The 26,533-nt window shown below is 61.6% G+C and carries 21 protein-coding genes, 1 tRNA gene and 6 pseudogenes; 18 read left to right on the plus strand and 10 right to left on the minus strand.

Annotation, left to right across the window (positions count from 1 at the left end):
• Positions 1-53: 53 nt before the first annotated feature.
• Together H6851_10315 and H6851_10320 are read right to left on the minus strand one after the other, a co-directional pair.
• Positions 54-3,743 (minus strand): toll/interleukin-1 receptor domain-containing protein, encoded by a 3,690-nt coding sequence (locus tag H6851_10315; protein ID MCB9944001.1) that lies wholly within the window; start codon positions 3,741-3,743, stop codon positions 54-56.
• 178 nt (positions 3,744-3,921) lie between these two features.
• Positions 3,922-4,392: an IS630 family transposase gene (locus H6851_10320; GenBank protein MCB9944002.1), complete on the minus strand. Its 471-nt coding sequence runs from the start codon at positions 4,390-4,392 to the stop codon at positions 3,922-3,924.
• A gap of 10 nt (positions 4,393-4,402) precedes the next feature.
• Here H6851_10320 and H6851_10325 point away from each other — a divergent pair.
• Positions 4,403-4,669, plus strand: a pseudogene (locus H6851_10325) (transposase).
• A gap of 24 nt (positions 4,670-4,693) precedes the next feature.
• Here the strand turns inward: H6851_10325 and H6851_10330 are convergent.
• Complete coding sequence (locus tag H6851_10330; GenBank protein MCB9944003.1) at positions 4,694-6,292, minus strand: transposase; 1,599 nt, start codon at positions 6,290-6,292, stop codon at positions 4,694-4,696.
• A 112-nt stretch (positions 6,293-6,404) separates the two neighbouring features.
• On the opposite strand from H6851_10330, the pseudogene H6851_10335 reads away from it, so the two are divergent.
• Positions 6,405-6,635 (plus strand): annotated as a pseudogene (locus H6851_10335) (IS630 family transposase).
• A 533-nt stretch (positions 6,636-7,168) separates the two neighbouring features.
• Here the strand turns inward: H6851_10335 and H6851_10340 are convergent.
• A complete protein-coding gene (locus H6851_10340) occupies positions 7,169-7,600 on the minus strand; it encodes a type II toxin-antitoxin system HicB family antitoxin (GenBank protein ID MCB9944004.1) in 432 nt (143 codons plus the stop codon).
• A gap of 243 nt (positions 7,601-7,843) precedes the next feature.
• Positions 7,844-7,920: transfer RNA gene (locus tag H6851_10345), tRNA-Pro, on the minus strand.
• Between the two features lie 246 nt (positions 7,921-8,166).
• Here H6851_10345 and H6851_10350 point away from each other — a divergent pair.
• The 3 genes and pseudogenes from H6851_10350 to H6851_10360 all read left to right on the plus strand — a co-directional run bounded on the left by H6851_10350 (position 8,167) and on the right by H6851_10360 (position 8,927).
• The gene (locus H6851_10350) at positions 8,167-8,463 is read left to right on the plus strand and encodes an IS1 family transposase (GenBank protein ID MCB9944005.1); all 297 of its coding nucleotides are present in this window, start codon (positions 8,167-8,169) and stop codon (positions 8,461-8,463) included.
• Positions 8,400-8,726: an IS1 family transposase gene (locus H6851_10355; protein ID MCB9944006.1), complete on the plus strand. Its 327-nt coding sequence runs from the start codon at positions 8,400-8,402 to the stop codon at positions 8,724-8,726. The genes H6851_10350 and H6851_10355 overlap by 64 nt, the downstream gene beginning before the upstream one ends.
• 9 nt (positions 8,727-8,735) lie before the next feature.
• Positions 8,736-8,927, plus strand: a pseudogene (locus H6851_10360) (transposase).
• Positions 8,928-9,033: 106 nt separating this feature from the next.
• On the opposite strand, the pseudogene H6851_10365 reads toward H6851_10360, so the two are convergent.
• Together H6851_10365 and H6851_10370 are read right to left on the minus strand one after the other, a co-directional pair.
• Positions 9,034-9,207: pseudogene (locus H6851_10365) on the minus strand (GIY-YIG nuclease family protein).
• Positions 9,200-9,559: pseudogene (locus H6851_10370) on the minus strand (DEAD/DEAH box helicase). The pseudogenes H6851_10365 and H6851_10370 overlap by 8 nt, the downstream one beginning before the upstream one ends.
• Here H6851_10370 and H6851_10375 point away from each other — a divergent pair.
• A pseudogene (locus H6851_10375) lies at positions 9,558-10,013 on the plus strand (IS630 family transposase). The pseudogenes H6851_10370 and H6851_10375 overlap by 2 nt on opposite strands.
• Positions 10,014-10,423: 410 nt before the next feature.
• On the opposite strand, the gene H6851_10380 reads toward H6851_10375, so the two are convergent.
• A complete protein-coding gene (locus tag H6851_10380; GenBank protein MCB9944007.1) occupies positions 10,424-13,216 on the minus strand; it encodes an AAA family ATPase in 2,793 nt (930 codons plus the stop codon).
• A gap of 1,121 nt (positions 13,217-14,337) precedes the next feature.
• Between H6851_10380 and H6851_10385 the strand changes: the two genes are divergently transcribed.
• The gene (locus H6851_10385; protein ID MCB9944008.1) at positions 14,338-14,691 is read left to right on the plus strand and encodes a hypothetical protein; all 354 of its coding nucleotides are present in this window, start codon (positions 14,338-14,340) and stop codon (positions 14,689-14,691) included.
• On the opposite strand, the gene H6851_10390 is transcribed toward H6851_10385, so the two are convergent.
• On the minus strand, positions 14,688-16,328 hold the full coding sequence (locus H6851_10390) for an N-6 DNA methylase (GenBank protein MCB9944009.1): 1,641 nt from the start codon (positions 16,326-16,328) through the stop codon (positions 14,688-14,690). The genes H6851_10385 and H6851_10390 overlap by 4 nt on opposite strands.
• A 585-nt stretch (positions 16,329-16,913) precedes the next feature.
• Here H6851_10390 and H6851_10395 point away from each other — a divergent pair.
• The 3 genes from H6851_10395 to H6851_10405 all read left to right on the plus strand — a co-directional run bounded on the left by H6851_10395 (position 16,914) and on the right by H6851_10405 (position 19,209).
• Complete coding sequence (locus H6851_10395) at positions 16,914-17,444, plus strand: antirestriction protein ArdA (GenBank protein ID MCB9944010.1); 531 nt, start codon at positions 16,914-16,916, stop codon at positions 17,442-17,444.
• Positions 17,445-17,904: 460 nt separating this feature from the next.
• Positions 17,905-18,423 (plus strand): DUF2285 domain-containing protein, encoded by a 519-nt coding sequence (locus tag H6851_10400; protein MCB9944011.1) that lies wholly within the window; start codon positions 17,905-17,907, stop codon positions 18,421-18,423.
• A gap of 237 nt (positions 18,424-18,660) precedes the next feature.
• The gene (locus H6851_10405) at positions 18,661-19,209 is read left to right on the plus strand and encodes a GNAT family N-acetyltransferase (GenBank protein ID MCB9944012.1); all 549 of its coding nucleotides are present in this window, start codon (positions 18,661-18,663) and stop codon (positions 19,207-19,209) included.
• A 13-nt stretch (positions 19,210-19,222) separates the two neighbouring features.
• On the opposite strand, the gene H6851_10410 is transcribed toward H6851_10405, so the two are convergent.
• Positions 19,223-19,510, minus strand: coding sequence for a DUF2285 domain-containing protein (locus H6851_10410; protein MCB9944013.1), 288 nt, complete (start codon positions 19,508-19,510; stop codon positions 19,223-19,225).
• A gap of 460 nt (positions 19,511-19,970) precedes the next feature.
• On the opposite strand from H6851_10410, the gene H6851_10415 reads away from it, so the two are divergent.
• The 8 genes from H6851_10415 to H6851_10450 form a co-directional block, all read left to right on the plus strand.
• Complete coding sequence (locus tag H6851_10415) at positions 19,971-20,240, plus strand: helix-turn-helix domain-containing protein (protein MCB9944014.1); 270 nt, start codon at positions 19,971-19,973, stop codon at positions 20,238-20,240.
• Positions 20,241-21,317 (plus strand): replication initiator protein A, encoded by a 1,077-nt coding sequence (locus H6851_10420; protein ID MCB9944015.1) that lies wholly within the window; start codon positions 20,241-20,243, stop codon positions 21,315-21,317.
• Positions 21,318-21,375: 58 nt separating this feature from the next.
• Positions 21,376-21,894, plus strand: coding sequence for a DUF2840 domain-containing protein (locus H6851_10425; GenBank protein MCB9944016.1), 519 nt, complete (start codon positions 21,376-21,378; stop codon positions 21,892-21,894).
• The gene (locus tag H6851_10430) at positions 21,891-22,436 is read left to right on the plus strand and encodes a S26 family signal peptidase (protein ID MCB9944017.1); all 546 of its coding nucleotides are present in this window, start codon (positions 21,891-21,893) and stop codon (positions 22,434-22,436) included. Before H6851_10425 ends, H6851_10430 begins: the two co-directional genes overlap by 4 nt.
• A gap of 33 nt (positions 22,437-22,469) precedes the next feature.
• On the plus strand, positions 22,470-22,805 hold the full coding sequence (locus tag H6851_10435; GenBank protein ID MCB9944018.1) for a DUF736 domain-containing protein: 336 nt from the start codon (positions 22,470-22,472) through the stop codon (positions 22,803-22,805).
• Entirely contained in the window at positions 22,802-23,734 is a 933-nt protein-coding gene (locus H6851_10440) for a lytic transglycosylase domain-containing protein (GenBank protein ID MCB9944019.1), read from the plus strand. The genes H6851_10435 and H6851_10440 overlap by 4 nt, the downstream gene beginning before the upstream one ends.
• 313 nt (positions 23,735-24,047) lie before the next feature.
• A complete protein-coding gene (locus H6851_10445) occupies positions 24,048-26,102 on the plus strand; it encodes a relaxase/mobilization nuclease and DUF3363 domain-containing protein (GenBank protein MCB9944020.1) in 2,055 nt (684 codons plus the stop codon).
• A gap of 216 nt (positions 26,103-26,318) precedes the next feature.
• On the plus strand, positions 26,319-26,533 hold a 215-nt coding region (locus tag H6851_10450), incomplete at its 3' end, for a chloramphenicol/florfenicol efflux MFS transporter FloR (protein MCB9944021.1).

Raw genomic sequence — 26,533 nt, forward strand, 5'->3', positions numbered from 1 at the left:
TCAGGATATGCAGAATTCTTTATATCGTTATGTCGACAAATGCAAGGTCCTTGTCATGCGCCATCCTTGTCGAAGCTGTCGATGAGTTCGGTGACGAGGGCGCATTGCGTGTCGGCGTCGGGCGCCATGGCCTGTGACGGTCCTTCGCCGGCACCCGCCGGACGGAGTATTCCCGCCAGTCCCGGTTCCTGACCGAGGCGTGTCATGGTCTTCCAGAAGCGATGGTAATACGTTTCATTGTCGTCATTCTCGATGCCGAGACAGTCCTCGATTGCGTCAAGAAACATGACGGTCGTGGCTTCGTCACCGCACAGGGGCTGGCGCAACAGGATGATGCAGATCTGTAGAAAGATCTGGCGAGGCAGATGCCCTTTAAGGGCTATAACGCCGCCGGCCGCCGACCGCAGGGTTTCCGTGTCTGCCGCGAGGATGCCCCGGATGACGAGCTTGCCGAGCAGGAGGCGCGGCAGCGGTTCGATGCCGTGGCGGCTCGTCCCGGCGGACAAGCCGTCAACGACGAAGGTCAGAGCGGCCAGCTTGGCGGCATCGTCGCTCCGCTCGACGACATCGCCGATCATTTCCGTCCATTCCCGGATTTCGGCTTCGTTACATTCCGCCTGGGCAAGAAACTGGCCGATGACCCGGCACCATGTCAGGATCGAACTCGCGGAAGTGATCCGCTCGCAGACCCGCGCCGCCCGGCCGGCGATGACGCGGCCAGCTTCGGCGTCGATCAGGAAGGCCACGGCCATGACGGCATTCGCGCAGGCGCTCTGCAGGGGCGCCAGTTCGATCCTTTCGGCGAGGTCGATCGCACGCAGGGCAATGGTGCCGGCGAATTCCCGCGGACTGTCGTCGACCGCATGACCGCTCAAAGAGCGTACCGTGCGGGCCAGCGAAAGCAGCTCCACGGGCTCGCGCGTCACCGAGAGTGCGGGGGCCACCTGCTGCAGCATCATCCGGGCGGTTTCGCGAACATCTGCGCCGGTAACCAGTCCGGCCAGAAGGTCCAGCGCCGCCGCAGTCGCCCGGCGCGAGGCGATTTCCTGTGGCCGGCGGGCATGGCGTTCCAGCTGTGCCAGGCCTTCACCCGCGGCGACCGGGCTCATGCAGGGCGCCAAACCGCGAAGGATCTGCACCCTTGAGCGAAGGCGGGCCGGTGCGTCTTCGCGCGGAATGGCGGCGATCAGCGCGTCGGCTATACCGTCGATGGCGCCTGGCGACATGCGGCTGGCCAGCCTGACGATGGCCTGGACCGAGTTCGGCATCGGCGGCGACGGCAGGGATCGGCTGAAATCGTCGAATACCCGGCGCGCGACCCGGTCGGCGGTGGGTGTGTCGATGAATCGGGCGAGGCGGCCGATGACCGCGCCAAGCGAATTGGCGAGCGGCTTCGAGCCGGCTCCATTCAGCAACGAAACCGAATGTTCGACAACGCGCACCGCCAGATCGTCCAGCTCCGGGTTCGGTATGTGGTTGGCCAGCCCTTCGATCGCCACGGCGCAGGCCGCGAGATTCTGCGGTGCATTGGACTGCCCCACGATGGAACGGAGCTGATGAAGGGCCGGCTGGACCATTCGCCCATCGAAGGGAGCGGACCAGCTTGCCAGAACGAGACGGGATTTCGCCAGGCAGCGCACCTCGGAGAGCGAGGTCGCGCACTCATCGAGCCGATCCAGCAGGTCTCGTGCTCCATCGATGTCGAGCCCGCCCAGCACACGCAGCAGGATCGCCGGCTCGTGCTGGAACTTGCGCGAACGGTCGACATTGGTGAGTGCGGCCCTGAGCATGGCTGCGCGCTGGACCGCCGGTGCGCCGGCAATGGCCCTCAGGGTGACCAGTTCGTGCGGATCGGGTTGCCGTCCCCGCCAGTTCAGTTCCAGCGACAGCCAGTAGGAGGTCGAGGCGACATCGGCGGCATGCGCGCTGTGCTGGCGGGTACTGGCCTCGATGAACAGGCTCTGGTCGCGATTGAGCATGCCCCGCCCGTGCAGTTCGAGGGCGCGCTCGGTATCCGAAGCCGGCCATGCATAATCGTCGTGGCGGTCATGCTCGATCCAGTCGCGTCGGCGTGCCTCGATGGCCTGGATGAGGATCAGGTCATCCTGGTGGTCCTCGATCCAGCTCCGCAGCCGTGGCCAGCGGCGAAACAGCGATTCGTGGGTAATGTCGACCGACGGATCCTGCGGATTGGTACCGTCTATGGCGATCAGGCGGGAAGCTCGCAGGCGCTCGGCCGTCTGCCAGAGACTTTCCCCCAGTTCGCTGCGGTGGCGCGGGTGGCGGGTTGCGTGCCGGACCCCGGCACTCTCGCTCCGGAGATGGACGAGCCTCAGGAACAGCTCGCGGCCATCCCTCTCGTCGATGCCGCATTGCTGCATCGCCCGGTCGGCCTGGGCCGCGAGCGCTCCGGCAACGCCGCCGATGGCCTCAAGGTCGCCAGAACCGATCCGGTCATGGCGACGATGCTGCCAGAGCTCCTCCAGCGCCACTTCGACGAGTGGCAGCGCATCGGGATTGGCTTCGATCTCGGCGATGATCTGCGCGGTCACCGCGATGTCGATTTCGACCCCGCGCCGGGCCGCGGGCCCGGTGATCGCCTGGGTCAGTTCGGTGGGCGTCATGCGCCGCACCTTCAGTTCCGCCGACTGGATCGCATCGACGAACTCGGGATCGTCCTCGATCAGGGCCGTGAGGAAATCGGAGCGGAAGGCGACGAGGACGCGATAGGGTGCGTCGACCGTCGTGCGGGCCATGTGGTTCAGGGCGCGGATCAGTGCACGGTGCTGTTCCGGTGCTTCCTGACGGGCAAGGTTGAAGCTCTCTTCCATCTGATCGACGATCAGGAACAGTTTCTTTCCGGTCGCGTCGAAATGGCCCAGGGCGTGCTCCGAGAGGCGGGAAGGGGCCACGATCAGTCGTTCGCACACGGTCTGCGCCCGTTCGGGGATGTCGAGGCGCGGCGTCATGGGCTCGAACAGGGTCACCAGGGCCTTGGCCAATTCGTGCATAGGTTGCGCGCGTGGCGAGAAGCGGGCGATGCACCAATTGCCGTCATCGGTCAGCCGCGGCTCGATTCCAGCGTGGATCAGCGATGATTTGCCCGACCCCGAGGGTCCGGTCAGCAGGACCAGCGGGTGATCGCTGAGGCGCTGCCAGAGTTGATCGACGAGTTGTTCGCGACCGAAGAAGTCGTCGGCATGCTGGCGGTCGAACGATGACAGGCCGCGATAGGGCGCGCCGAGCGGGATCTCCGTCTGCGGCCGGCTGCTCTGGACGGACCAGCTCCGGTGCAGGTCGCGGATCTTCCTCGAGATGTCGCCAAGTGCCTGATGCGGGCGCTCCCATTCCTCCAGCGGTAGTACCGAGCCACCGGTCTTGGGCAGGGCGTCGACCCGCGCCCAACGCTTGTATTGCCAGTCGCACGCCTTGACGATGATCGGCAGGATGCGCAACTCGCCGCGGTCGCGCTTGTCGCAGGCCAGTGCCACTTCCGTGTGCGAGATGTAGGGCGATGCATTGAAACTGGGGCTGACGAGGAAGATGGCGAGATCGGCACCGGTCAGCCGGTCGCGGATGGTCTCGTCCCAGTCGGCGCTGACCTCGAACATGCCGTCCTCGAACAACTCGACGATGCCGTCCTGGACGAGCGATCGGAGCATGGTGGCGACCTGCGTTTTCCATTGGCCGTCGGTTTCGTCGGCGTGGGCATAGGAGAGAAATACCTTGAGTGGCCTGTCCATCGATTCGCTCCGGGGAAGGGATCCGCAACGAATCTATCATAGGAATAAAATCTTTTCAAGAATTGAGACAACTTCGCACCATCCTCATTGCGCTTTCGAAGTTCGGCATGCGATGCCCCCTCCTGCTACGGGGATATCGCGAAAATCATAGCTGTGTTCTTATTAGAGCGCTTCCCGATCAGGTGGAATAGCCCGAATTTCGGATGTAGTTAGCACATTCGGCTGGAGAGAAGAGGTTGAGGCCAGTTGCGATGGCGTCTTCGAGGGCATCGAGAGTTTGCGCGGAGGTTTTGCGCAGGAAGTTCTTGAGCTTGGCGAAGACCTGCTCGATGGGGTTGAGATCAGGGCTGTAGGGCGGGAGATATTCAAGTTTCGCGCCTCGTGCCTCGATGGCATCGCGGACGCCGGCAACCTTGTGGCTGGAGAGGTTGTCGAGAATGACGATGTCACCCTTGTTCAGGGTGGGTGCGAGAGCCTGCTCGACCCAGGCCTTGAAGGCGGCGCCGTTGGTGGGCCCGTCGAAGACGCAAGGGGCGGTGATGCGGTCATGCCGCAGGGCGGCGATGAAGGTCGTTGTTTTCCAGTGTCCGTGCGGGGCAATGCCTTCGACGCGCTCGCCTCTGGGGGCCCTGCCATAGCGGGGCGCCATGTTCGTCGAGACCATGACGCATGACTACAAGCGCAACGGCCCCACGACCACGCTCTTTGCCGCACTGAATGTGCTGACCGGCGAGGTGTTCGGGCAGAACATGGCGCGCCACCGGCACCAGGAGTTCCTCCGCTTCCTGAACACGCTGGAACAGGAAATCCCGACCGGAAAGACCGTGCATGTCGTGCTCGACAATGTCTCGTCGCACAAGACACAAGAAGTCAGGCGCTGGCTCGAACGCCACCCCCGCTGGACCTTTCATTTCACGCCAACATCGTAACCGGTGCAAAAGTCCGGGCGATCAGACCTTGGCGGCGGTGACGAGCTGGGCGAGTGGTGGGATTTCTGTCGTGTATGGTACGGCGAGTCGGTGGCCGAGGAGCTGGAAGAAGGAGACGTCGAGTTTCTGGCAGGTTTTCATGCAGCCGAGCAGGGTATCGCGTGCCTGACGGCCGGCATCGGACCAGGTGCCGCCGGAGATCTTGCGTTTGGTGACGTGGCAGCGGATGTCGTTTTCCGAGCCGTTGGTGTGCAGGGGGATTTCGGGTCGGTCGAGGACCAGGAGGAGTTCCGGTTTGCGGGCATGCAGGCGTGCGAGCAGGCGATCGAGGGTGGCGAAACCGGTCTTGCGCTTGAAGATGCGGTCGAAGCGGGCACGGAGCTGGGCAGCTCGCGACCTTTGCGGGGCTTGTTTGTAAGCCTTGAGATCGGCGTAGAACCACCAGACGAGCTGGCGGAGGAGATCGATGGCACGTCTTTGGCTTTCATTGAAGCCGACGAGCTTGTGGATCAGGCGCTCGGCATGAACCCAACAGAGTGCATGTTGGCCGACGCGGAACTGTCCGGCGCCATCGGAGACGATGACGGTATCGTTCAGCAGACCGTGGTGGTGGATGCTGCCCCACAGTGCGGCCTCGGTGGCGATTTTGACCGGGTCGGGGTGAACATCGAGTTGATCGATACCGAGTTCGCCCAGATGGGCCGAGAAGGCGCCGCGATCGGCGAATGTCCTGGTGTCATGCGCCTCCAGCCGGGCGATCACGGAGCCTGCCAGCGCATGTTTGCGCATGTAGCTGAAGGCGTCGTCATTGAGGACATAACCGCCATGACCGGCGCGCAGCAGTTCGAGAAAATTCACCCGGCTCTTGGAAAACGTCGTCGCGAAGTGGGTGAAGCGGTCATCGCCGATCTGGGTGGTGAAGCCGTTTTTGGCGCCATGCCGGGCGCCGGTGTCATCGACGGTGATCCATTTCGCGCTCTCGAGACCGGCGCGGAACAGCTCCGTGGCCTCGTCATGCAAATCGCCTGGATCATTGTTCAACAGCCGGATGACCTGGCACTTGGAAATGACGATGCCGATCTCGTTCAGCATCGCCGTCAAGCGTTCCGTCGTGACCTGGCCCTGGACGTGCTGCAGAATGATGAACCGCACCAGTTCAGGCCCGAAATGCCCGCACAAGCCCTGGGGCAACGGCGCTGTCACCGTTCGCCCGTCCGGCGTCATCCAGCGCTCCTGGCGATAGCGGATCACCCGGCTCTCCAGCCGCAGATCCTGCACGACAAAATCCTCATACCCCTTGAACCGCGAGCCGGGCGGCGCCTCAACCCCGAGCTTCTGCTCCTCGCTCACCACAGGAACCCGCCGGCTGGCCTTCGACGAACCACCCCGCTTGCCCTTGCCGCCTCGCTTGCCTGTGGCCGTCGATGTTCCGGCCTTCGCTGCCATCCCCGACGGTTTGATCTTCGGCCGCCCTTTCAGCCCCTTGAGCCGGGCAATCTCATCCCGCAATGCTGCATTCTCCGCCTCCAGCAAAGCGACGCGCTCCAGCAGCGCCGCAACCAAATCGCGGAGATCATCAAGGCCGAGTGTGGCGAGGTTGGTGGCATTGGGCTTGGACATAACAAACTTGAATCACGTCCCATCGCTCTTGGGAATCGAGAACATATTCTTATTCCATGCGCGCAGATCAAGCCTCAAAAATCCAGTCCGCCCGGACTTTTGCACCGGTTACCCAACATCGGCGTCATGGTTGAACGCCGTCGAGGGCTTCTTCGCCAAGCTGACAAAGCGCAGGCTGAAATACGGGGCCTTCAGTTCCGTCGCCGACCTGCAAGCCGCAATCCAGCGCTTCATAACAGAGCACAACGACACCGAGGCAAAGCCATTCACATGGCGCGCCGACCCAAACGAAATCATCGCTGCTCGAAATCGCGGGTTCCAAATGTTGGAATCATTCCACTAGCGTGCATCCTGTCATCCATGGATGAACATGGTATCGCGTCGCCGCGCAACGCCAGTCCTGTAACAATGTCCGGGAGAAGCCGGGAGAATGGCCCCGATGGAGCGGGAGGGGTGAGCCCTCACCGCCCTATGCACCGGTTCCCCTCGTTTCGGCGAAAAGGTGGGAGCGGGGCCATTCGACGGCGGTTCCGGTGGCGCGGGCCAGTAGTCGCCAGCCCGGCCTACGCGCTCGATCCTCGCGGCTTCGATGACCGAGCGGGAGCGGAATCGCTAAGAGGCAACCCCGGTGAAACGGGAGGGTGTAACCCTGCGCCGCCCTACGCACTGCCCCTGTTGTTTTCAGAAAGACAGAGGGAGTGGGGTTGCTCGGTTGCGGCTTCGGTGAAGCGGGCCAGTAACTGCCGACCCGCCCTACGCACCCGGCCCCCGCGATATCGATGACCGGGTGGGAGCGAAACCGCGAGCACGCAACCTAGCCAAGGACAAGTTGCCGGGCAAGTGTAGGTCCGAATGCGGCTCGGCAGCCCACTACGTTCACGCCCTCGTCACCTGCACGTCAACCGCCATTCCGAACAGCGACAGTGCTCGTTCGAGTTCTCCGGTTTTCGTCGTGCGGCGTAGGCTGAGCAGTCGCCGGGCGGGGTTCTTTGAGCCGTAACCCATGCGGCGGGCCAGTTCGGCGACAGGCATCCGCTCTTGCGCGACGAGGCGGGCGAGTTCGAGTTTCAGGGTGGTCACGGTGTCCAGTGTGGCCATGCGCTCGCCTTCGCGGGCACTCGATGCAGTCGGCCAATCGCTGCCATCCGCCGCATAGATCGCGAATGCGCTTACCAGCGCGTCTGCGGCATTGGCCAGCGCCTTATTCTCGTCGTCGCCTTGGGTGATGGCTTCGGGAACGTCGCGGAACGTGACGGTGAAACCGCCTTCCTCGCAGGGCTCGAAATGGGCGGGGTAGCGTAGTGTCATGGCTCGTCACGCCGCCTTGGTGAGCATGAAATCCACCCGCACTGCGTCATAGGCAATCCACCGGCCTGAAGCCGATCACCCCGCAACCACCAACAGAATCCCGACATTCAAGCCTTCAAAGAGGAGGTGGGGTGCGACCGGCAAAAGAGCAGAATTTTTGTCAGTTTGCTCACCATACGCTTACCAGCTCGAAAATCTGGTGAGCAACACGGCAGAGAAACGCTCATAACTCACTGATTCCATTGGTCGGGGCGGAGAGATTTGAACTCCCGACCCTCTGCTCCCAAAGCAGATGCGCTACCAGGCTGCGCTACGCCCCGACGCCTGCATGTCTAGGCGAAGCAATGCCGTTATGCAATAAGTGCGGAAGGGTCGGATTTGATAACATTATAGCCTTCCGGCTGATTTTTTGCTACATCTCGCGTAGAGTGGCTGAGCGGGGGAATATGATGCATTGTCCGAAATGCGGTTCGGAGGTCCGGACGAAGGCGGGGTTTATCGGTGAGGTTCAGCGTTGGCTGTGCAAGTCGTGCGGCTGCAAATATACGCGCAGTACGAGGCACGGGATGGGTGACGAGATCAGACGTCGGGCGTTGCAGCTCTATCTCGAGGGCATGGGCTTTCGCGCGATCGGGCGGGTTCTGGGTGTTTCAAATGTCGCCGTTCTCAAATGGATCCGGGCTTTTGGCGAGGAGGTCGAGCGGATGCGCAGGCCCGGTCCGCCGCCGAAGATCGCGATGATCGACGAGATGTGGCACTTCGTTCATGCAAAAAAAACGAATGCTGGCTGTGGATATCGATGTGTTATCTCACAAGATGCATCCTCGGCGTTCATGTGGGCGGACGAAGCGCCGACGACCTGAAGAGCTTTCTCAAATCATTTCCCCAAGCCCAGGGGCGCATCACCTTCACCGACGATCTCGCCGCCTACGCGGCCGTGCTGCCGAAAGGCGCACATTTCACCGGCAAGATGCACACGCAACGGCTCGAAAGCCTCAACGCCAACGTCCGTCATCATCTCGCCCGATTCCGCCGCAAAACACGATGCACCACCAAATGTCCGCGCATGGCCTACCTCTCCGCGCTGCTCTTCATGCAGGCGCATAATAAAAAGCTATTTGGTTAGCATATCCTCATCAAAGGGAAGAGCGCCATTCACTTAGCCCGTGTTTATGGCGAACGCCGACGCAATTTCGTTGGCCAACATTTCTGGGCAAGAGGATATTTTGTCAGCACGATCGGGCGAGACGAAACGGTCATCCGCGACTACATTCGCAATCAGGAGAAGGAAGATCGCCGGCTCGATCAACTCGCGCTGTTACCCTGAACATGCCGCCTTCAGGCGGCGAACAGATTGCGGCCGCGCAGCGCCGCAAACCGCCGCTTTGAGCGGCTCTCAACCAAAGCCCCCGGCTCTGCCGGGGGATATTTACTATGTCGCGATCCTCACCATGTTGCGGCGCACGCCCGTGCTTCTCGGTGAAGCGTTGGATTTCCTCGAAGCCCGCGATGACGCGCTCCTCACTGGCTGGCCGTCCGCCCTTCGCCTCGGGCGGTGCGAACTCGGCAAGCTCCGCAGCGAGTTCGTCAAGATCGGAGTTACTCATACCGCCCCTCCGCCTTGAATCGCATAAAGGCGGCCGCGCCTTTGGCCATGCGTCGCTCCCAGGCATCCTGGGAATCGAGTGCCGGAATGCGTCCGCACTCCTTCTTGAACTGAACGGCGCGAACAGCCATCTCCTTCGCCTCGTCCGGCGTCAGGCTCGTGCGCTTGGCCGAGATGGCCGCCGCAACCTGCTTCAAGCTGTCCTCGCTCATAGTCTTGGCGAGGATGGCGTAGGCTTCGCCGAAGGGGTTGATGCGGTCGATGAGGTCGATGTCCAGCTCGCGCACGTCCATCACGAAGCGGCGCACGCCGTCGATCAGGGCGGTGTTGGGTGACCCGTCGCTCTCACCTTCGACCACGCTCTTTGCCGCACTGAATGTGCTGACCGGCGAGGTGTTCGGGCAGAACATGGCGCGCCACCGGCACCAGGAGTTCCTCCGCTTCCTGAACACGCTGGAACAGGAAATCCCGACCGGAAAGACCGTGCATGTCGTGCTCGACAATGTCTCGTCGCACAAGACACAAGAAGTCAGGCGCTGGCTCGAACGCCACCCCCGCTGGACCTTTCATTTTACGCCAACATCGGCGTCATGGTTGAACGCCGTCGAGGGCTTCTTCGCCAAGCTGACAAAGCGCAGGCTGAAATACGGGGTCTTCAGTTCCGTCGCCGACCTGCAAGCCGCAATCCAGCGCTTCATAACAGAGCACAACGACACCGAGGCAAAGCCATTCACATGGCGCGCCGACCCAAACGAAATCATCGCTACTCGAAATCGCGGGTTCCAAATGTTGGAATCATTCCACTAGGTGCCAGCCAGTGCCGGACGCTGGATCACTCCCACTCCATTATTTTGAGACGACTTAGCGCATTGAAAATAATGCAAAAATATTTTTTTGCATATCGAGATACCGTCAAGCCTACCGTCAGAAAAGTTCGATCTTGAAATCATTGAGCTTTTCGCGCTGGCGATGAAGCTCGACATTTCCCCATCTATCGCTGGAGACAGCAACTGGTGCAGTTTGGTATCGACTCGGTAAAGTGCTCGATGAAAGCCGACGAACAGAGAACTGCATCTACGCTATAGCCCTACAAAATGACACTTGATCGCCATTAGAAGCCTAGGAAAGCCTGTAGCGAATTCCTAGGCAAGCGACCCTACAACGCTTCCGCCCTTGACCCGCTGACTTCAAGCTGTCCGCTAGCAGGTCATTATTTGTTAAAAGCCATACTTTTCTCGTCGGAGGTTGAAGGCGGCCTCGCCGCCTTCCATAATGCGTTTGATAGCCTCACGAACCTCGGGCACGTCGATGGCACCTTCGCCTGCGATCTTGCCGCCGGATTGGTCGCCGGCCTTTCTGTAGTCGCACCATGCGACCAGTTCGGCATCGCCGTTGACGACAAGATTGGCGTTGTGGCTGACGAAGATGATTTGGCGCTTCTGCTTCGCACTCCAAATTTGCTCGACGATTTCCTGCATAACTGGATTGTCTAGGTCTTCTTCGGGCTGGTCGATGAGCAGAGGCGGCCCTGGCTGATTGAGCAATGTCTTTAAGAGTGCCGTCGCCTGCTGCCCCGCCGACGCGTTCTTGAACGGAATATAGTCGCTTTCGCGAGCGCGGTACTCAAAGAATGGCTCGCTCTTGATATCGATAAGCGATAGTGCCAGCCAGTCATCTGCTGATAGCTTCCGTGCAATCCGGTCAAGATCACCAGCAGTGAGTCCTGCTGCCGACAATGCTGGTGTTTCCGGACGGCGATCACTGCCCTCTTGGTCAGATTCGAACGCAGCAAGCATTTCAAGATCATCGAGAATGCGCGACCAGCGTTCTTGCGGGTTTTCGGCCGTGATGATGGCCTCACCAAGCGCCTCGACGCGCTCTCGCCGCACATTGGAGCCGGAAAGAGATTCACGGAGTCGTTCCACAAATTCGTTAGCATCGGCGTAGCGTTTGACGTGAGCGCGGATAGCGCCGCTCGCGCTCTCGGTCAGTTTCTGACATTGAACATCGAAAAGCCTGTCGCGCTCGGCTTTGAGCTCATGCCAGCCTTGTCGTTCGGCGGCATAGACGTCGCCTGCTGTCTTTAACGATTTTTGCTCGTCGCCGAGGCGTGCTGTCTCTTTCTGGAAGGCGGACAGCCGACCTTCAATGGTCTGCAATTGTTCCATACGTTCACGGTGCGCGGATGAACGCTTGACGGCTGCCTCATATGCTTCCCTGAAAGCCTGCAATTTCTGCTGCCAATCTGCCCACGGCGTGCCGGGGCCTGCCTCGGCAGGCTTGCGCAGCTGCGCAAGCAGGGTGTCAATCACTTGGCTCGCCTGCGTCATCAACTGAGTGTATTCGCCGTGCGCATTCTTCAAGAGGTCGCCGTCCGGGACCTCGGGCGGCGGAGCCGCCTGCTCAAGGCTGGCCGCAATTTCCGCAGACAAGTCGGACAGACTATTGGCAACCGACCGAAGGTCGTTCTGCCAGCCGTCAACGGCTTCCTCGGCGGCGTCGTAGGACTTCCCCTGATTGAGAAGGGCACGGTCTTCATCCGACAAGCCGGTCAGGGAATTGCGGATGGCGTCCGCTTGCTCTTGCAGCGAACGCGCTTCCAGCGTGCGGCGTGCGATATCGGCCGCAAGCGCCTGTTGCCGGCGGCGATTGGCATAAGTCTGCCTGATACGTTCCGCTTTTTCCGAAATACGGCGGTCCAGTTGTGCAAGCTCCATGCGTATGGGCGCGGTGATGAAGCGGGCAAGCTCGTCGGTGCGCACGCTCACGTCGCTCAGTTGCTTCTGGCTATACGCCTGCACAGGCAGGAGCGCGCGCACTTCCGCCTCGTTGCAGACTCGCATCTCGTCGGGGCCTACCTTGATGAGCAGGCTTCCGTCCTTGCTATCGCGCCGAACGACATGGATCACGTCGTTGACAATGAAAGTCACATCGACCGTCGCGCCCAACGGCTTGAGCGTGTTTTCGATGAGCCGGCTGCGGCGCGACTGATAATTAGGCGCGTCCGGGTCGTCCGTTGCCGGTGGCTGATCGCATAGCGCCCAACGGAGATATTCGAGAATAGTGGATTTTCCCGTCCCCCGCCCGCCGATGAGGGCGTTATATTGCGGATTGAATGCAAGGTCGATGGGGCCGAGAAACTGACTATTGCTTACGCTGATCCCCGAAATGATTACGGACGGCAGCTTAGGTTCGTCGTGCGAAATACGTGACTCTTGCGCGAGACACGCCTGCCGCAGAGCCTCCGCCGTCGGCTTCGCCCATTTGATCCAAGATGCATGCTTGCCAAGATCGTCATGGTCTTCGCGGCGATTGTCAGAAGTCTGTATGCAGGCGATGCGCTTGTTGCCCCAAGCCTTGTCCTTGCCCGCAAGGATGCTCATAGGCCCCGCCTTGAGGTCATTGATACTTCCGTCGACGTAACCGCCAACAAAAGGCATTTCCTTGTATTTGGCCATCATACCGTTGCGAAGAAGCGAAAACTTCCCTTCGCCGGTAACATTCGGAAAAACGATGTAGCGGTCGCGCAGCCACGTATGCTCGTCGAGTTTCTCCTTCAAGATCCTGAGTGACTGGATGTTTTCTAGACGCTCGGTCTGCGCGGTCTTTGCATCGTCGTCAGGCGCGGGATTTATGGCGAGCGCCGTTAGCACGGCTGGGAACCGGTTTTCCTCGAAATCAGCATCCAAAATGAGGATGGCCTGACAGGGCACGGCGAGTGTCAATTCGATGCCGGGGAAAACAGAGAGGCGCTTATCCTCAGGTAATAGCGCGCCGTTGGCATCGGTTTCGGCGAGCGCGGCGCGCTTCACGAACGGAACGAAAGCCATATCGTGATGATCGGTGACGGCTATCGCGTTCAAGCCCTTCTCCCGACACGCTTCGACCAGCCTAGCCGCGTAAGCCATGCGCTCCGCTTCCGTCACATGGTTCCCGCCATTCCATTGCAGATCGCGCGGCGAATGAACCTGAAAGTCGCAGCAGTGGTAATGTGCTCCCCTGTCAGCCATCTAAATCTCCCCCCAGATACGAATGTTACTTCTTACTTCCCCCGAGGGCACGAAATTTCTGTATGAGACGGCGGTGTTGCTCCAGCGTTAACTTTTCTGATTATCGCCATCCACAACGGGCTACGCACCAGCAACCTGATAAGCCCTGCTCGCCAGCCGCGCCGGTCTCTAGCCTATGATTACGATTCCTTTGATGAGCGGTTAGGGGGCGCTTTTAGGCACCGGTCGCGATGACTCGGCGACCAACCGCCGGTATCGTCTATAGAAAGCGAATCGGTGGGGGCGAGATGGGAAGCAGGTTACTCTTTCAGGGAATTACTCCCGAAAATCACCTTGCCGCCGTGCGGTATGTGCTTTCGATTGATGAGCCCGATGAGATTATCTTCAGCACGGCGTTTATGAATCGGGGTGGCCTCCAGCAAATCCGCGAGGCTCTTGAACCTGCCGCAGCCGTGACAACTATCATTGCGGGCATCCGCAACGGGATAACCTCAGCACAAGGACTTCTCGCCGCGCTCGAGTTTGGCTGTACGGTGCTTGCAGTTGATACCGGCTCGCGCAACGTGATCTTTCACCCAAAAATCTACTTTGCTAGGAATGCCACGACCGCACGGCTCGTGCTGGGCAGCGCTAACCTGACGATTGGCGGCCTTAACTCTAATATCGAGGCAAGTGTTACCATGACGCTTGATCTCGGCATGAAGGACGACGCGGATTTTGTGGCCGACATTCTGGCGAAAATCGCTGGAATGCGGGCCGACTATCCGGAACATGTTTTCAGCATCGCGGACGCAGCGGCAGTGGCAGCACTGCTGGAAGCCGGGCGCGTGGTCGATGAAAGTATAGTGGCAGCCCCGACGCCGGGCGGCTCGTCCGGCAATCGTGATCTCGACACTATCCCGAAAATGAAGCTAAAAACACAGCCCGTTAAACGCCCAGCTATGCCGCCAGCGGCTGCGGCTCCTGCTGCTGCGCCAGCGGCACCGGCCGCTGCCCCGGTCGTTGCTTCAGTACCGGCCGCGCCTGTGCGGGACCAACTCGCCCTTGTATGGGAAAGCCGCCCCCTGACGCGGCGATACCTGACGATTCCGACTGGTGAGAACACGAACCCCACCGGCTCGATGCTGTTCACCAAGGGCGCAATGGACGATATCGACCAGCGCCATTATTTCCGGGACGAGGTCTTTAGCGGGCTGGATTGGCACCACGACACAGCGCCCGGCAAGGAACACATGGAACGCGCTGAAGCGCAGTTCCGCCTAATCATCCGCGACGTTGATTATGGGGTGTTCACGCTGCGGCTTTCGCACAACACGCGGACGGACACGGCCGCCTATGAGCAAAGCAACAGCATGACCCAACTGCATTGGGGCGAAGCGCGGCCCCTCGTAGCCCGCGAGGATCTGCTAGACCGCACGATGTATCTTTACCGGGACGAAACGGACCCGGACTCGTTCGTGCTGGAAATCGACTAATCAGCTTCAGCATCGGCGGACACGCGGTGCCGCCGGTCGCGCAGCCGCTTCCATCCGTTCAGCAATTCCGATTGATCGGCCGCCGACAGGCCAAGGCCGCCAAGGGTGCGCCGCGTCTGCTGCTCAAGAACAGCGTCCATCGGCATTGTCCGCACGGCCTTGTCAAGCTCGGCAACCTTCGGCCGAACCTTCAGCGGCGGAGGGACTAGCAGCTTTTCAATCTCGGACGGCACCAATTCGAGGACGCCGCCGCCGTAGTGGCGGCCCTCAAGCTCCGCGCTAAGGGCCGTCAGCGCATTGAGGAAGCCATAAACGAATTGCTCGGCCGTGCCTTCCTTGAGGCTGACGCGGTAAGCCGTGTCCGTGGTGTAGGCGCGTAGCCGGTTGAGAATTAGCCGGGGCGTATCGTGGGACCGCTTCAGCATTCCGATTTCAGTCGCATAGACTGACGGCACAGAATACCACGGGGACCGGATGCGGCACTTGTAACGGGTATGCAGGCTCTCTTTTTCGCCCTGCTCGATGTAGCGCTTGCCGGTGCGGCTTTTCTCAACGCCCCGGTCCTGAAACCATATGAAGTTGGTCGGCTTACCCTTGGTCGCATTTGCCCGGTGCTGGCGCTCGTCATAGACGACGCCGGGGCAATGCTCGCTGCGGCCGAACATCGGGTGCGCCCATTGCTGCAAGCCAAATTGCTCTACTGTTTCATCCTCGACCAGAAAGAACTTGTTGGCCCCGGTGACGATTCCAACGTCAACCTCTGCCACGTCATCGAAGCGGCGAACCTCGCCGCTGTCTATCAGGCCGTCCAGCAGCGAACGGGTGGACGGCGACAATAGCGCCCGCGTCCATTTCCCGGCGACGGTCTTCCCGTTGATAGACTGCGGCGCTCTGAAAACGTCCTCGGGGTCCAGCTTCAGGAAGTTCCGGCCCTTCACGGGGTACATGCCAAGCCCTTCGGCGTGTTCGTCCGGGTGCGCCTTCTTCTCGACCATGAGCAGGACCGCGCCCTGAAGGGTGCCTTCAAACCACAATTCTTCTGGGTCGATGACGACTAGGCGGCTGGCGTTCGCGCCAAGATATGAGCGCAGCGATTGCGCATGTGTAACGTGGATGATCTCGGCCGGGACCACCATTGCAAGCCGTCCGCCCGGCCGCAGCAGGGCGAAGGACGCCAGAATGAACGGCACCCATGCGTTTGTGTGCTTCGTGAATTTACAACCAAGGGCAGAAAAGATGGTTTCGGCGCGACCTTGAAAAAGCGGCGGCAAATACTGATAGCGAATGAAGGGCGGATTGCCAAGAACGGCGTCGAACTGCTCCCGCTTGCCCTCAAGGGCTTCGCCAGCCCAACCTAGAAAATCGTCGCTACGGATTCCTACCTCGCGCAAGCCCGCTTGACGGGCGGCCTTGCTAGCCTTCTTCGCCTCGGCCGGGTCGATCTCGAAGCCGGTCACATGGGCGGTCGGAATCAGGTCCGCTATTGGCTTGAAAAAAACGCCGTCGCCGCAACTCGGTTCTAGAATGTCGGTGGGGTCGTTGTGGCGCACCCACCGGACAAGGAAGGTTGCAAGGTCGGCGGGGGTGTAGTAGCCGCCGCGTAATTTTTGCTCGGTCTGAAACTCTTTGAAATTCATTGCCGAGGCTCCGCCTTCTGATTCTTAACGTCCGTTTTCCCGGCGGCCCTGTCCTTAACGTAGCTCTCCGCACACTGAATGAACCAGCGCTTGAGAGTCGAACTGTCCATTGCCAACGTGCTGTAGAGTCGCCGCTTCAGGTCTGGCTCGATCTCGATAACGACGCGGCCGGAATCGCCTTTGGTCATGTGACGGGCCTTTGTGCTTTATGTAACATAGGTGACATGATTTGCCCGGCTTGTCCACGCCATTCATAATGCGATTAGGCGCTTTATATCACTAACGACCCTCCGGCTCTCTACAGCGCAATGTGGAAGCGCGTTCGCCTCCGGGCCGGCGCGGCTGCCGCCGCGTCTCACCTGATCGTTAGGAAGAAGATTGCTAAGGGCGTCGCCCTCGCGCGGCGCAAGAAAACTCTCCGGCCTTTCGCGGCATAAACGGTCCGCTCCCCGCAAGCGGGTCCCCTCCATTTATTCCACGGTGCCAGAGACTTTTCCTGCGCCTTGCTACCCGTGGCTCGCCGCCGGGCAAGGGTTCAGGAGCGGCGCTTCGCTGCTCTGAACCCCAAACCCGAGGATCAGAGACATGACCAACCTTTCCGACAGCAATCCCCGCATCTATGTCGCCTGCCTTGCCGCCTACAATAGAGGGTATCTGCATGGAGCTTGGATCGACGCAGATCAGGACGCGGACGAAATCAGGGACGAGATTGCGGCCATGCTCGCACGGTCCCCCATCGAGCACGCGGAGGAGTATGCCATCCACGACTATGACGGTTTCGAGGGCGTCACCATCAAGGAATATGCCGGCATCGACACCGTGGCGCGCATGGGCGCTTTCATCGCCGAGCATGGCGGGCTAGGCGCTGGCCTGCTGGACCAGTGCGACGATGATATTGACCAAGCCGAAGCCGCCTTGCAGGACTGCTATCACGGCCAGTTCGCCAGCCTTGCCGACTTCATGGAGGACTTGACCGCTGAAAGCGGCATCACGACCCCCGAGGCGCTATGCTACTACATTGATTGGAAAGCAATGGCCCGTGACGCTGAAATGAACGGCGAGTTTTTCACAGTCGAAACCGCACATGGCGAGGTGCATGTGTTTTCCAGCCAGTGAACGCTGGAGCGCCTTGCCCGCACTTTTGCGGGCGGGCGTCTCGCAGAATCATCAAAATATTGTTAAGCAGACAATAACCACGAATGATCGTGTTAGCCGCTCAAGGTATCTGCTTTAAGCGGCTTCTATATTTCTAGCGATCTTTGAACCTCTAAGGGCTGGGCTGCCTTGCGCGCCCCAGCTTTGGGAGGTGACGCCATGCTAAGCATCGACTGGCGTTCGCCGGCGGCATACAGGCACGCGAAGCATATTCCGGCCGCCGGTTTCGCTTGGGAATATTTGCGCCGGAATGACGATTATCGTCATGAGTTCCAGACTATCGCACTGACCGGGGAACCATCCGGCCGTGACCTTGAAGCGTTTGCGGATCGCTGGGGTTTGCGATTTCCCATGCGATCCCGACGCGCCGCATGATCGGCTGCCGCCAATCTGGAGCCCGAGCCTTCATCCTCAAGCGGTGATGCTCTCGCCGGTCGAGCATAAGGGTGGCGACACCGAACCAATATTGACGCTGGCCCATCTCTCCGACCTCGACATGCGCCGTGCTGCCGATGGCTGGCACGGCATCTGGCAGGTGGATGGTGTCTCACATCAATTCTGGCTGCCCGAGGCGGTGTCGGACTCGGGTGCCTTCGCCGCCACGCTACCGATGGATAATTTTCTGGAGCTTCGCGCTCACGCCGCCCGCCGTTTCTGGCGATCCCTCAATGGTCGCGCACCCGGCCCCGACTTCCGGGCCGTTCCCGCCCAGCTCCGGCAATGGCATATCCTGTCCCTGCGCGCGCTCGACGCGCGGTTGCACGGCGAAAGCTATCGCACGATCGCCGAAGTCCTTCTCGGCTTTCGCGGCAGCAAGGAGGATTTCGAGAATGACCCGCGCAAAAACAAGGCCCGCCGCCTAGTCGCTCACGGTATTAAAATGATGCTCGGCGGCTATCGCCTGTTGCTCCACTATCCAATCAGGCCCAACAAGCGTTGATCATTCCGAGCACCATCTTGTTGTATGTCGCAAATTTTCTGCCAACTGCAACAATGACGTGCGACACGAAAAAGGCTGGAAAATCGGCCTTCCGAGAAGTGAATTTACGCGACAACTTCGGTAGAGATTGGTTAGAAAGCTAACATAATACAAAGCCGACGTACGACTGACTAAAATTGTTGGGCAATCCACGATTTCGCACCGACCAACTCGAAATTTCTTTTGAGAACATTTGCTATGGCTTTACTAAAGACGGCGCGTTTGACGCTCAGTCCTTGCACCCCGGTGGATCGCATCGACTTCATCCAGCTAGAGCTTGACCCAGAAGTGATGCGGTTTCTCAACAATGGCGCGGTTGATCATGACAGGGCCGATCCGGCGACCGCGCCGTTTCTCATGCCAAGAGGGACCGAGCCGAACGTCTGGACGGCGCGACGCAATGTGGATGACGAGTTCGTCGGCTGGTTCTGCTTGTTGCCGAAAGTGAAGACGGTAGCTGAAATTGGATATCGACTACGCCGGGAAGCTTGGGGTCAGGGGCTGGCATCTGAAGGCGCGTCGGCTCTCATCAGTTGGGGCTTCGAGGTCGCCGGGTATGATAAAATTGTGGCCAATACAATGGCGGTCAACCAAGGGTCGCGCCGTGTAATGGAGAAGATTGGCATGAAACACACGCGGACGGATTTCTTGGATTTTCCCGACCCTATACCTGGCACTGAGCACGGCGAGGTAACGTATGAGCTGACCTGTTCAGAGTCCCGAAACTTGCGACACAAAGCAAACTGAAAACCGCCGATGCTCACGCCTTGTTAGCTGCCGCCTGTTCCAGAATCTTCCTATAGCCCTCATGCGAAAGCCATTGCGCGCGTTCGAGATGGCTTTGCCAGCAACGATAGGTCCGAAGTTCCTCGGCAACCGGATCGCGGTGCAGCACGATCCGCGCGACTTCCATCCAGTCCGCACCTTCTGCCTTCGCATCCAGTAAGCGCAGATAGGTCACGAAATGCCGTTCGTCATAGACGGTTATGGTGTCGCCGGTCGGCGCTTCATCGTCCACATCGGGATCGAGTTCGACGGGAACCCGCATCGCCATCCCCTTCATCTGGAGAGAGCCTTGCTTGCGGTGCGCCCCCGCAAATGGCCCCTCTACCTGGTGATCGGGGAGTTAGTAACCGTGACTAGACGGCCCTATGACCTTTGGGCGGGTAGCCTTGGACATACGCCATAGGCTCCCCGACCATAGGTTCGAGGATCGTGGTGCCGTCACGGCCGACACCAACCGCTAGTCAGGGGTTACTACGCCCCAGAGCAGCGCGTCTGCTCCACCCACAATCTTAGCCGAGCTGCGCGCGAATGTCTTTGCCTTTTCGGCGCATCGCGGCACGGGATGCTGAAATCCCTCATCTATTGGCCGCGCACCGCCCCTTGAGGGGGTGCCGCCAGCGCATAGACGCAAATGCGGCACGCTACGCGCCGCCGGTCTCTCGCCATGTTTCGCCACAGTCCGCTGCCGCCCTCGGCAGCCCAATCCCGACTGGAGGTGATCCATGCCCAACCCACTTGCGGGCCTGCCGCCGCGCCTGTTGCGCACCAAGGAAGCCGCGCGCTTCCTCGGCATATCCATCCGCACCCTTGAGAAGCATCGCACCTATGGCACCGGGCCGACCTATCGCAAAGTCGGCGGTCGCGTCCTCTACACCGTCCGCGATCTGGAAGACTGGAGCGCGGCGGGCGAGCGCAAATCCACCCGCGACAAGACCGCCGGCACCGTCTTTCCCGCGCGTCCGCTTACGCCCGAAGAACGGGGCGACTGCTAGATGCTGCGCGAGGACGACCACGACCCCGCACAGCCGACCGAGGACAGCGAGCGCAGCCGCCTAGACCCCTTCGTGGTCGCAACCGGCGACGCGCCGCCGCGCGACCAGCGCGACTTGATGGAACGGCCGTTCTTCTCGCTGGCGAAGACCCCGCGCACCAAGCCGATTCTTTACAAGGCCGCCGACATAGAGGTGCAGGTGTTCGGGATGCCCGAGCACGGCATGGCGACCATATGGGACGCCGATGTGCTGATATGGGCGGCCTCGCAGATCGTTGCGGCCGAGAACAACGGCCTCACCACTTCGCGCTTTGTCCGGTTTACGCCTTACCATCTGTTGCGCGCCATCGGGCGGCCGACCGGCAATCATCAATACCGGCTTCTGAAAGCCGCGCTCGCACGGCTGCAATCGACCGTCATCGCCACCACCATCCGCAACGGCCCGCATTGGCGTCGCCGGCAATTCTCATGGATCAACGAGTGGGAGGAAATGACGACGCGCGCCGGCCGCGTCGAGGGCATGGAGTTCGTCCTGCCCGAATGGTTCTACAACAGCGTCATCGACCGTTCGCTGGTCCTGACCATCGACCCGGCCTATTTCCGCCTGACTGGCGGCATCGAGCGATGGCTTTACCGCGTCGCCCGAAAGCACGCCGGGCACCAGCGCCACGGCTGGGTTTTCGAGGTCGCGCACCTCCACCAGAAATCCGGCAGCCTCGCCCGGCCGTCCGACTTCGCGCTCGACCTGCGCCGGATCGCGGCCCGCCAGCAACTTCCCGGCTACCTGCTCCAGATCGAGCGGGAAGACGGCCGCGAACTGCTGCGCATCCGCCCCGAAAGCTCATCAACAGGCACTGTTGATAACCCTGTTAATGCCATCGGCAGATCAGGCGCACGGGGTATCGGCACATCAGGCGCAGCACTATCGGCAGATCAGGCGCACGAACCGCAGCTAACGCTTTGGCCTGAAACGCGGAATCCGACCGCTAACTTATCTAACAGAGAATCTAACTCTTTTTCTTTGACGCGCGCGCAGGCGAAGCGTGGTGCCGGTTCTGCTCGAAGGGGCGAGCCATGACGGCCGCGCTCGACGCGCTGTGCCCGCGCAGCCCCCAGCACATCCCCGGAGACGAACAATGACCCGTCGCGCCCACCGCAGCGCGCACGGCCGTCCGCTGCCGGACGGGCCTGCGCCCTTCACCACATTGGTCGAGCTGACCTTCGAGAAACGCAAGGTCGAGCACTGGATACGCTTCGGCCGCAAGAGCTACGAGCATATCATCGACCGCCGCCGCAGCGTCGTCGGCTTCGCGCCGGGCAGCGTCTTCGCCTTCGTCCGTTGGGCATCTGGCGAGCACGGCACTGTCGTTTCGCGCATCGATATTGTGCGCGCCATCGGGCGCGGCGAGCCGTTCCAGACATTGCCCTTCGTGCGCCCCGGTGGCGAAATCCTGTTGCGCCTCGACGGCTGGCCCAAGGTGCAGCGTGCGCTTGTAGCTATCGACGCCGTGGATGCGCTCGGCCTCGATCCGGCCGACGCCTCGCCGGATCACTGGCGGCACGTCCACAACCGTTTGACCGCCAATCTGGAACCGCACGCCTACACGCCCGAGCGACATGCCGCTTGGCTTCACCGTCGAAGGATCGAGCCATGACGCGCCGCCGCACCCTTACGGTGACGGCGCTGGCGGTGATCGGCATCGCCGCCGCAAGCGCGGTCAAGACGCCGACGAAACTCATATGGAACGCCACCGCCAGCGCGCCAGTCGGGTTCTACACCGTCGAGCCGGCAGACCGGATTGACGTGCCCGAGCTGGTCGCCATCATGCCGCCCGAACCGCTCGCCAGCTTCATGGTCGAGCGCGGCTATATCGCGCGAGGCGTCCCGCTCTTGAAGCGCGTCTTGGGCCTGCCCGGACAGCGGGTTTGCCGAGCCGGCCGCACGATCACGGTTGACGGGATCGAGATGGGCGAGGCGCTGGAGCGCGACAGCCTCGGCCGCGATCTGCCCGTCTGGCAGGGCTGCCGCGTCATCGGCGGCGACCAGCTTTTCCTCATGAATTGGGAAGTCCGCGACAGCCTCGACGGCCGTTATTTCGGACCCATCCCCGCAGATTCCGTCATCGGCCGAGCGGTTCCGCTCTGGACCGATGAGGAAGGCGTCGGCCGCTACGAGTGGCGCGCGCCGACGCACTGACCCCCCCCGAGAACCAACCGCAGGAGATTTCCCATGGCAGAAATAGGCACCTTCACCCGCACCGAAACCGGCTATGCGGGAGAGCTTCATTCGTTCGGCCTCCACGAAAAGCTGTTCATCGTCCCGGCCAAGCCCAGCGACGTGAAAAACGCGCCCGATTATCGCCTGCGCCTCGACAGCGAGGACGGGCCGGACGCAGGCCCCGCATGGAAAGACTCCAGTGAGAACGCTGGCGAGTTCGTGTCGATGCGATTGGAGGGACCGATCTTTCCGTTCCCGATCCGCGCCAAACTGTTCCAGTCCAACGACGACCCTTCGGTCTGGACCCTGCGTTGGAAGCACGCCCGGAAGATCGAGGATGAGGAATGACGGCCGCGCGCGTCCGGCCCGCCATCCGGTCAAAGATCGGCATCCCTTTGTTCGCGGAAAAGCCGTCTCATCCCTTCGTCCCGCTCGGCGACCAGACGGCCGGCGCGCGCAGCAAAGGTCAGGGGCGGCCATCGGCCGGCGCTTGCGCCTTGCCCTTGACCGCAGCGAGCACGCTGGCAGGCTGGCGGCAAAGCGGAGACAGGCCGGCATGGCATTATGCCGTTCTGTTGCTGGCGGGGGCGCTTTCCGTCTGCGCCGGATCGGGCGTCGCGGTCGCGCAATCCGCGCCTGTCGAGCGCCCGGCCGCAGTCCATCCTTATGCGGCGCACATTGCCGAGGCGTCGCAGCGGTTCGGCATCCCCGAGCACTGGATTCGCGCCGTGCTGCGCGCCGAAAGCGCGGGCGATGTGCGGGCGGTTTCGTCGGCCGGCGCGATGGGATTGATGCAGGTGATGCCCGACACATGGGCGGGCCTGCGCGTCCGCCATGGCCTCGGACGCGATCCCTACGACCCGCGCGACAACATCCTCGCAGGCACGGCCTATCTGCGCGAGATGTTCGACCGCTACGGCAATGTCGGCGCGATGCTTGCGGCCTACAATGCCGGTCCCGGCCGCTACGACGAGCACCGCGCGACGGGCCGCCTGCTTCCCGCCGAGACGCGCGCCTATGTCACCGCGCTCTCCCCGATCCTTGGCGGCGCAGCCCCATCGGATATGCGGTCCCCACAGCCGGCACCGCCGCCTGATTGGCGCGAGGCACCGCTGTTCGTCATGCGCCCGGCCGACACGCAGGCTGCCGCCGCGCCGCCGTCCGAGGCGCAATCAGGCGACGGTCGCGCTGCCGTTCCGGCGCGCGATCCCGCCATTGCGGAGCCACAGGACGGCAGCATTTTCGTGGCGAGCGCGAGCGACGGAGGAACGCCATGAAGGTGGCATTCCCGTGCTCGGCGACGCCGGTTTCAGCATCCGGTCGGGCAGGTTTGCGCCCGGCAGGATTCCCTGCAGGAGGGGCAGAAAGGGCAGAAAGGGCGGAGGGCAAGATTAAAGAAGACGGCACCATATGGGGCCGCTTCTGGAAATTGTTGTTGTCTGCACACTGGTTAGGTGGCCGGTTCCGGCACCATGGTTTTGAGGGGCCGCGTGCCGCGATTTTGCGCAAAGCCTTGGCTTTGCAGGGTTTCGAGCGGCACCATAGGCGCAGATCGGCCGTTTTTCGGCGATTTGGGCTGGAGTCGCGCCCTTGAGCGCCGACGACGAAAACCGCTTCCGTCCGAAGCCCGGCCGCATCCGATCCGACACGCCGAAGGCCGGCAAGACCAAGAGCTTTTTCACGCAGGTCAGGAAGATCACCCGCCAGCATCAGGCGGCAGCCTCACGCGATCCTTCCATGCCGTCATCCGCGCGCCCGTCATCGCCGGGGCGGTCTCGCGCCATGGCCGCCAGCGGCAAGGGCGTGAAGCGCGGCCGGGGCGCGAGCTTCGTGCGCGCCCGGAACATATCCGGCAACTGGCATCATCGCCAGCCGGGCAGCCGCCGCGTGATCGTCAAGCAGCGCAGCGTCCGGGCCGCATGGAAGGGCGGCCGTGCCCGCGCGCATCTGCGCTATGTCCAGCGTGACGGAACCTCGCGCGACGGCGAACGCGGCCAGCTCTATTCGGCGCATGAAGACCGCGCCGATGGCGACGCCTTCCTTGATCGTGGTCAGGATGACCGCCATCAGTTCAGATTCATCGTCTCGCCCGAGGATGGCGCGGAGCTGTCGGACCTCACGGCCTACACCCGCGATTTCATGAAACAGGTGGAAGGCGACCTCGGCACGAAGCTGGATTGGGTTGCCGTCAATCACTACAACACCGGCCATCCCCATGTGCATGTCATCGTCAACGGCCGCGATGATACGGGCGGGGATCTAGTCATCAACGGCGACTATCTCGCCAACGGCCTGCGCGAGCGCGCCAGCGAGCTTGCCAGTCTGGAACTCGGCCCCGTTACCGAGATTGAGCAGACCCGCAAGCTGTCCGCCGAAATCGACCAGGACCGTTTCGCCCGCATCGATCGCGCCATGGCCGAGGAAGCCGATGCCCGTTTCGTCGACCTGCGCCACGAGCCGGCAGCGCCGAGGCGGCAGTTCGAGCGAACGCTACGCCTGCGCAGGCTCGCCAAGCTGGAGAAGATGGGGCTGGCGACCGAGCACGCGCCCGGTGTTTGGGAATTGAGCAAGGACATGGAACCGGTCTTGCGCGAGTTGGGCGAGCGGGGCGACATTATCCGCACCATGCACAAGGCGCTTGGGCCGCAGGGCGGCGAACGCGATCCCATGAGCTTCCAAATCCATGACGGAGCGCCCGAGACGCCCATCGTCGGCCGCGTCGTGGACAAGCACCTGTCCGACGAGCTGGGCGAGAACCTGACAATCGTGGTGGACGGGATCGACGGCCGCGCACACCACATTGCCGGCATCGCGCCCGAGCGGCTGGAGGACGCCCGCATCGGCAGCGTCGTCCAGATCGGCCCGGCCGAGGCGGCAGCCCGACCGTCCGACCGCACCATCACCGCCATCGCCGAGGACGGCATCTATCGGCCGAGCCGTCATCTGGAGCAGGCGAAATTCGAGGGCCGCGTTCCCGGCGGCGACTATGAGGGCTATATCGATGCCCATGTCCGGCGGCTGGAGGCGCTGCGCCGGGCCGGCATCGTCGAGCGCATCGACGCCGACCAATGGCGCATCCCAGATGATCTGGTCAGCCGCGCGGCTGATTACGATGCCGGCCGCGACCGGCAGGCAAGCGTTCGCGTGCTTTCCCCGGTTGATCTGCAAAGGCAGATACGTTCGGACGGCGCGACATGGCTGGACCGGCGATTGGTCCATGGCGAAACGGCCGACCTTGCGCCGACCGGCTTCGGGCAACAGGTCCGCGAAGCCATGGACCAGCGCCGCGAGCATCATATCGAACAGCGCGACGCCACGCGCAACAGGGACGGCCGCATCTTCTACCGGCGCAATCTTCTCGCCACCCTGCGCGAGCGGGAAGTTGCGCGCGCCGGTGCGGAGATGGCCGAGGGCAAGGCGCTGCCGTTCCGCGCCGCCAAGGATGGTGAGAGTGTCAGCGGCAAGTTCACCGGGACTGTCCAGCTAACGAGCGGCAAGTTCGCCATCGTGGAAAAGAGCCACGAGTTCACCCTTGTCCCGTGGCGGCCGATCATCGACCGCCAGCTCGGCCGCGAGGTCGCGGGTATCATGCAGGGCGGTTCGGTGTCGTGGCAGGTAGGGCGGCAGCGGGGGTTGGGGCTATAGGAGTCAACGATACCGCATTGCAACGCAACAACTAATTCGATAAGAGCTGCTATTCAATTTCGTAATCGTGGAGCCATCAGCATGGGAAATTCCAAGTCAGCAGACAAGTAAGCCGCAACATCAGAATTGTTGTTGCGGCGCTCTGTAAGACCAATCCCATCTGATTGCTGACGAGCAGACGCTGCCCGGTATCCTTAATCGAGCGGTTGATTCGTCATGACCACCACACGCCCCGCGTGGGCCTATACGCTGCCGGCAGCCTTGCTGCTTATGGCTCCCTTCGACATCCTCGCGTCGCTGGCGATGGATATTTATCTTCCAGTCGTTCCGGCGATGCCGGGCGTCCTGAACACGACTCCATCCATAATCCAACTCACGTTGAGCTTCTACATGGTGATGCTCGGTGTGGGCCAAGTGATCTTTGGGCCACT

This window comes from Geminicoccaceae bacterium, assembly GCA_020638465.1.
Classification (GTDB): Bacteria; Pseudomonadota; Alphaproteobacteria; order Geminicoccales; family Geminicoccaceae; genus JAGREO01.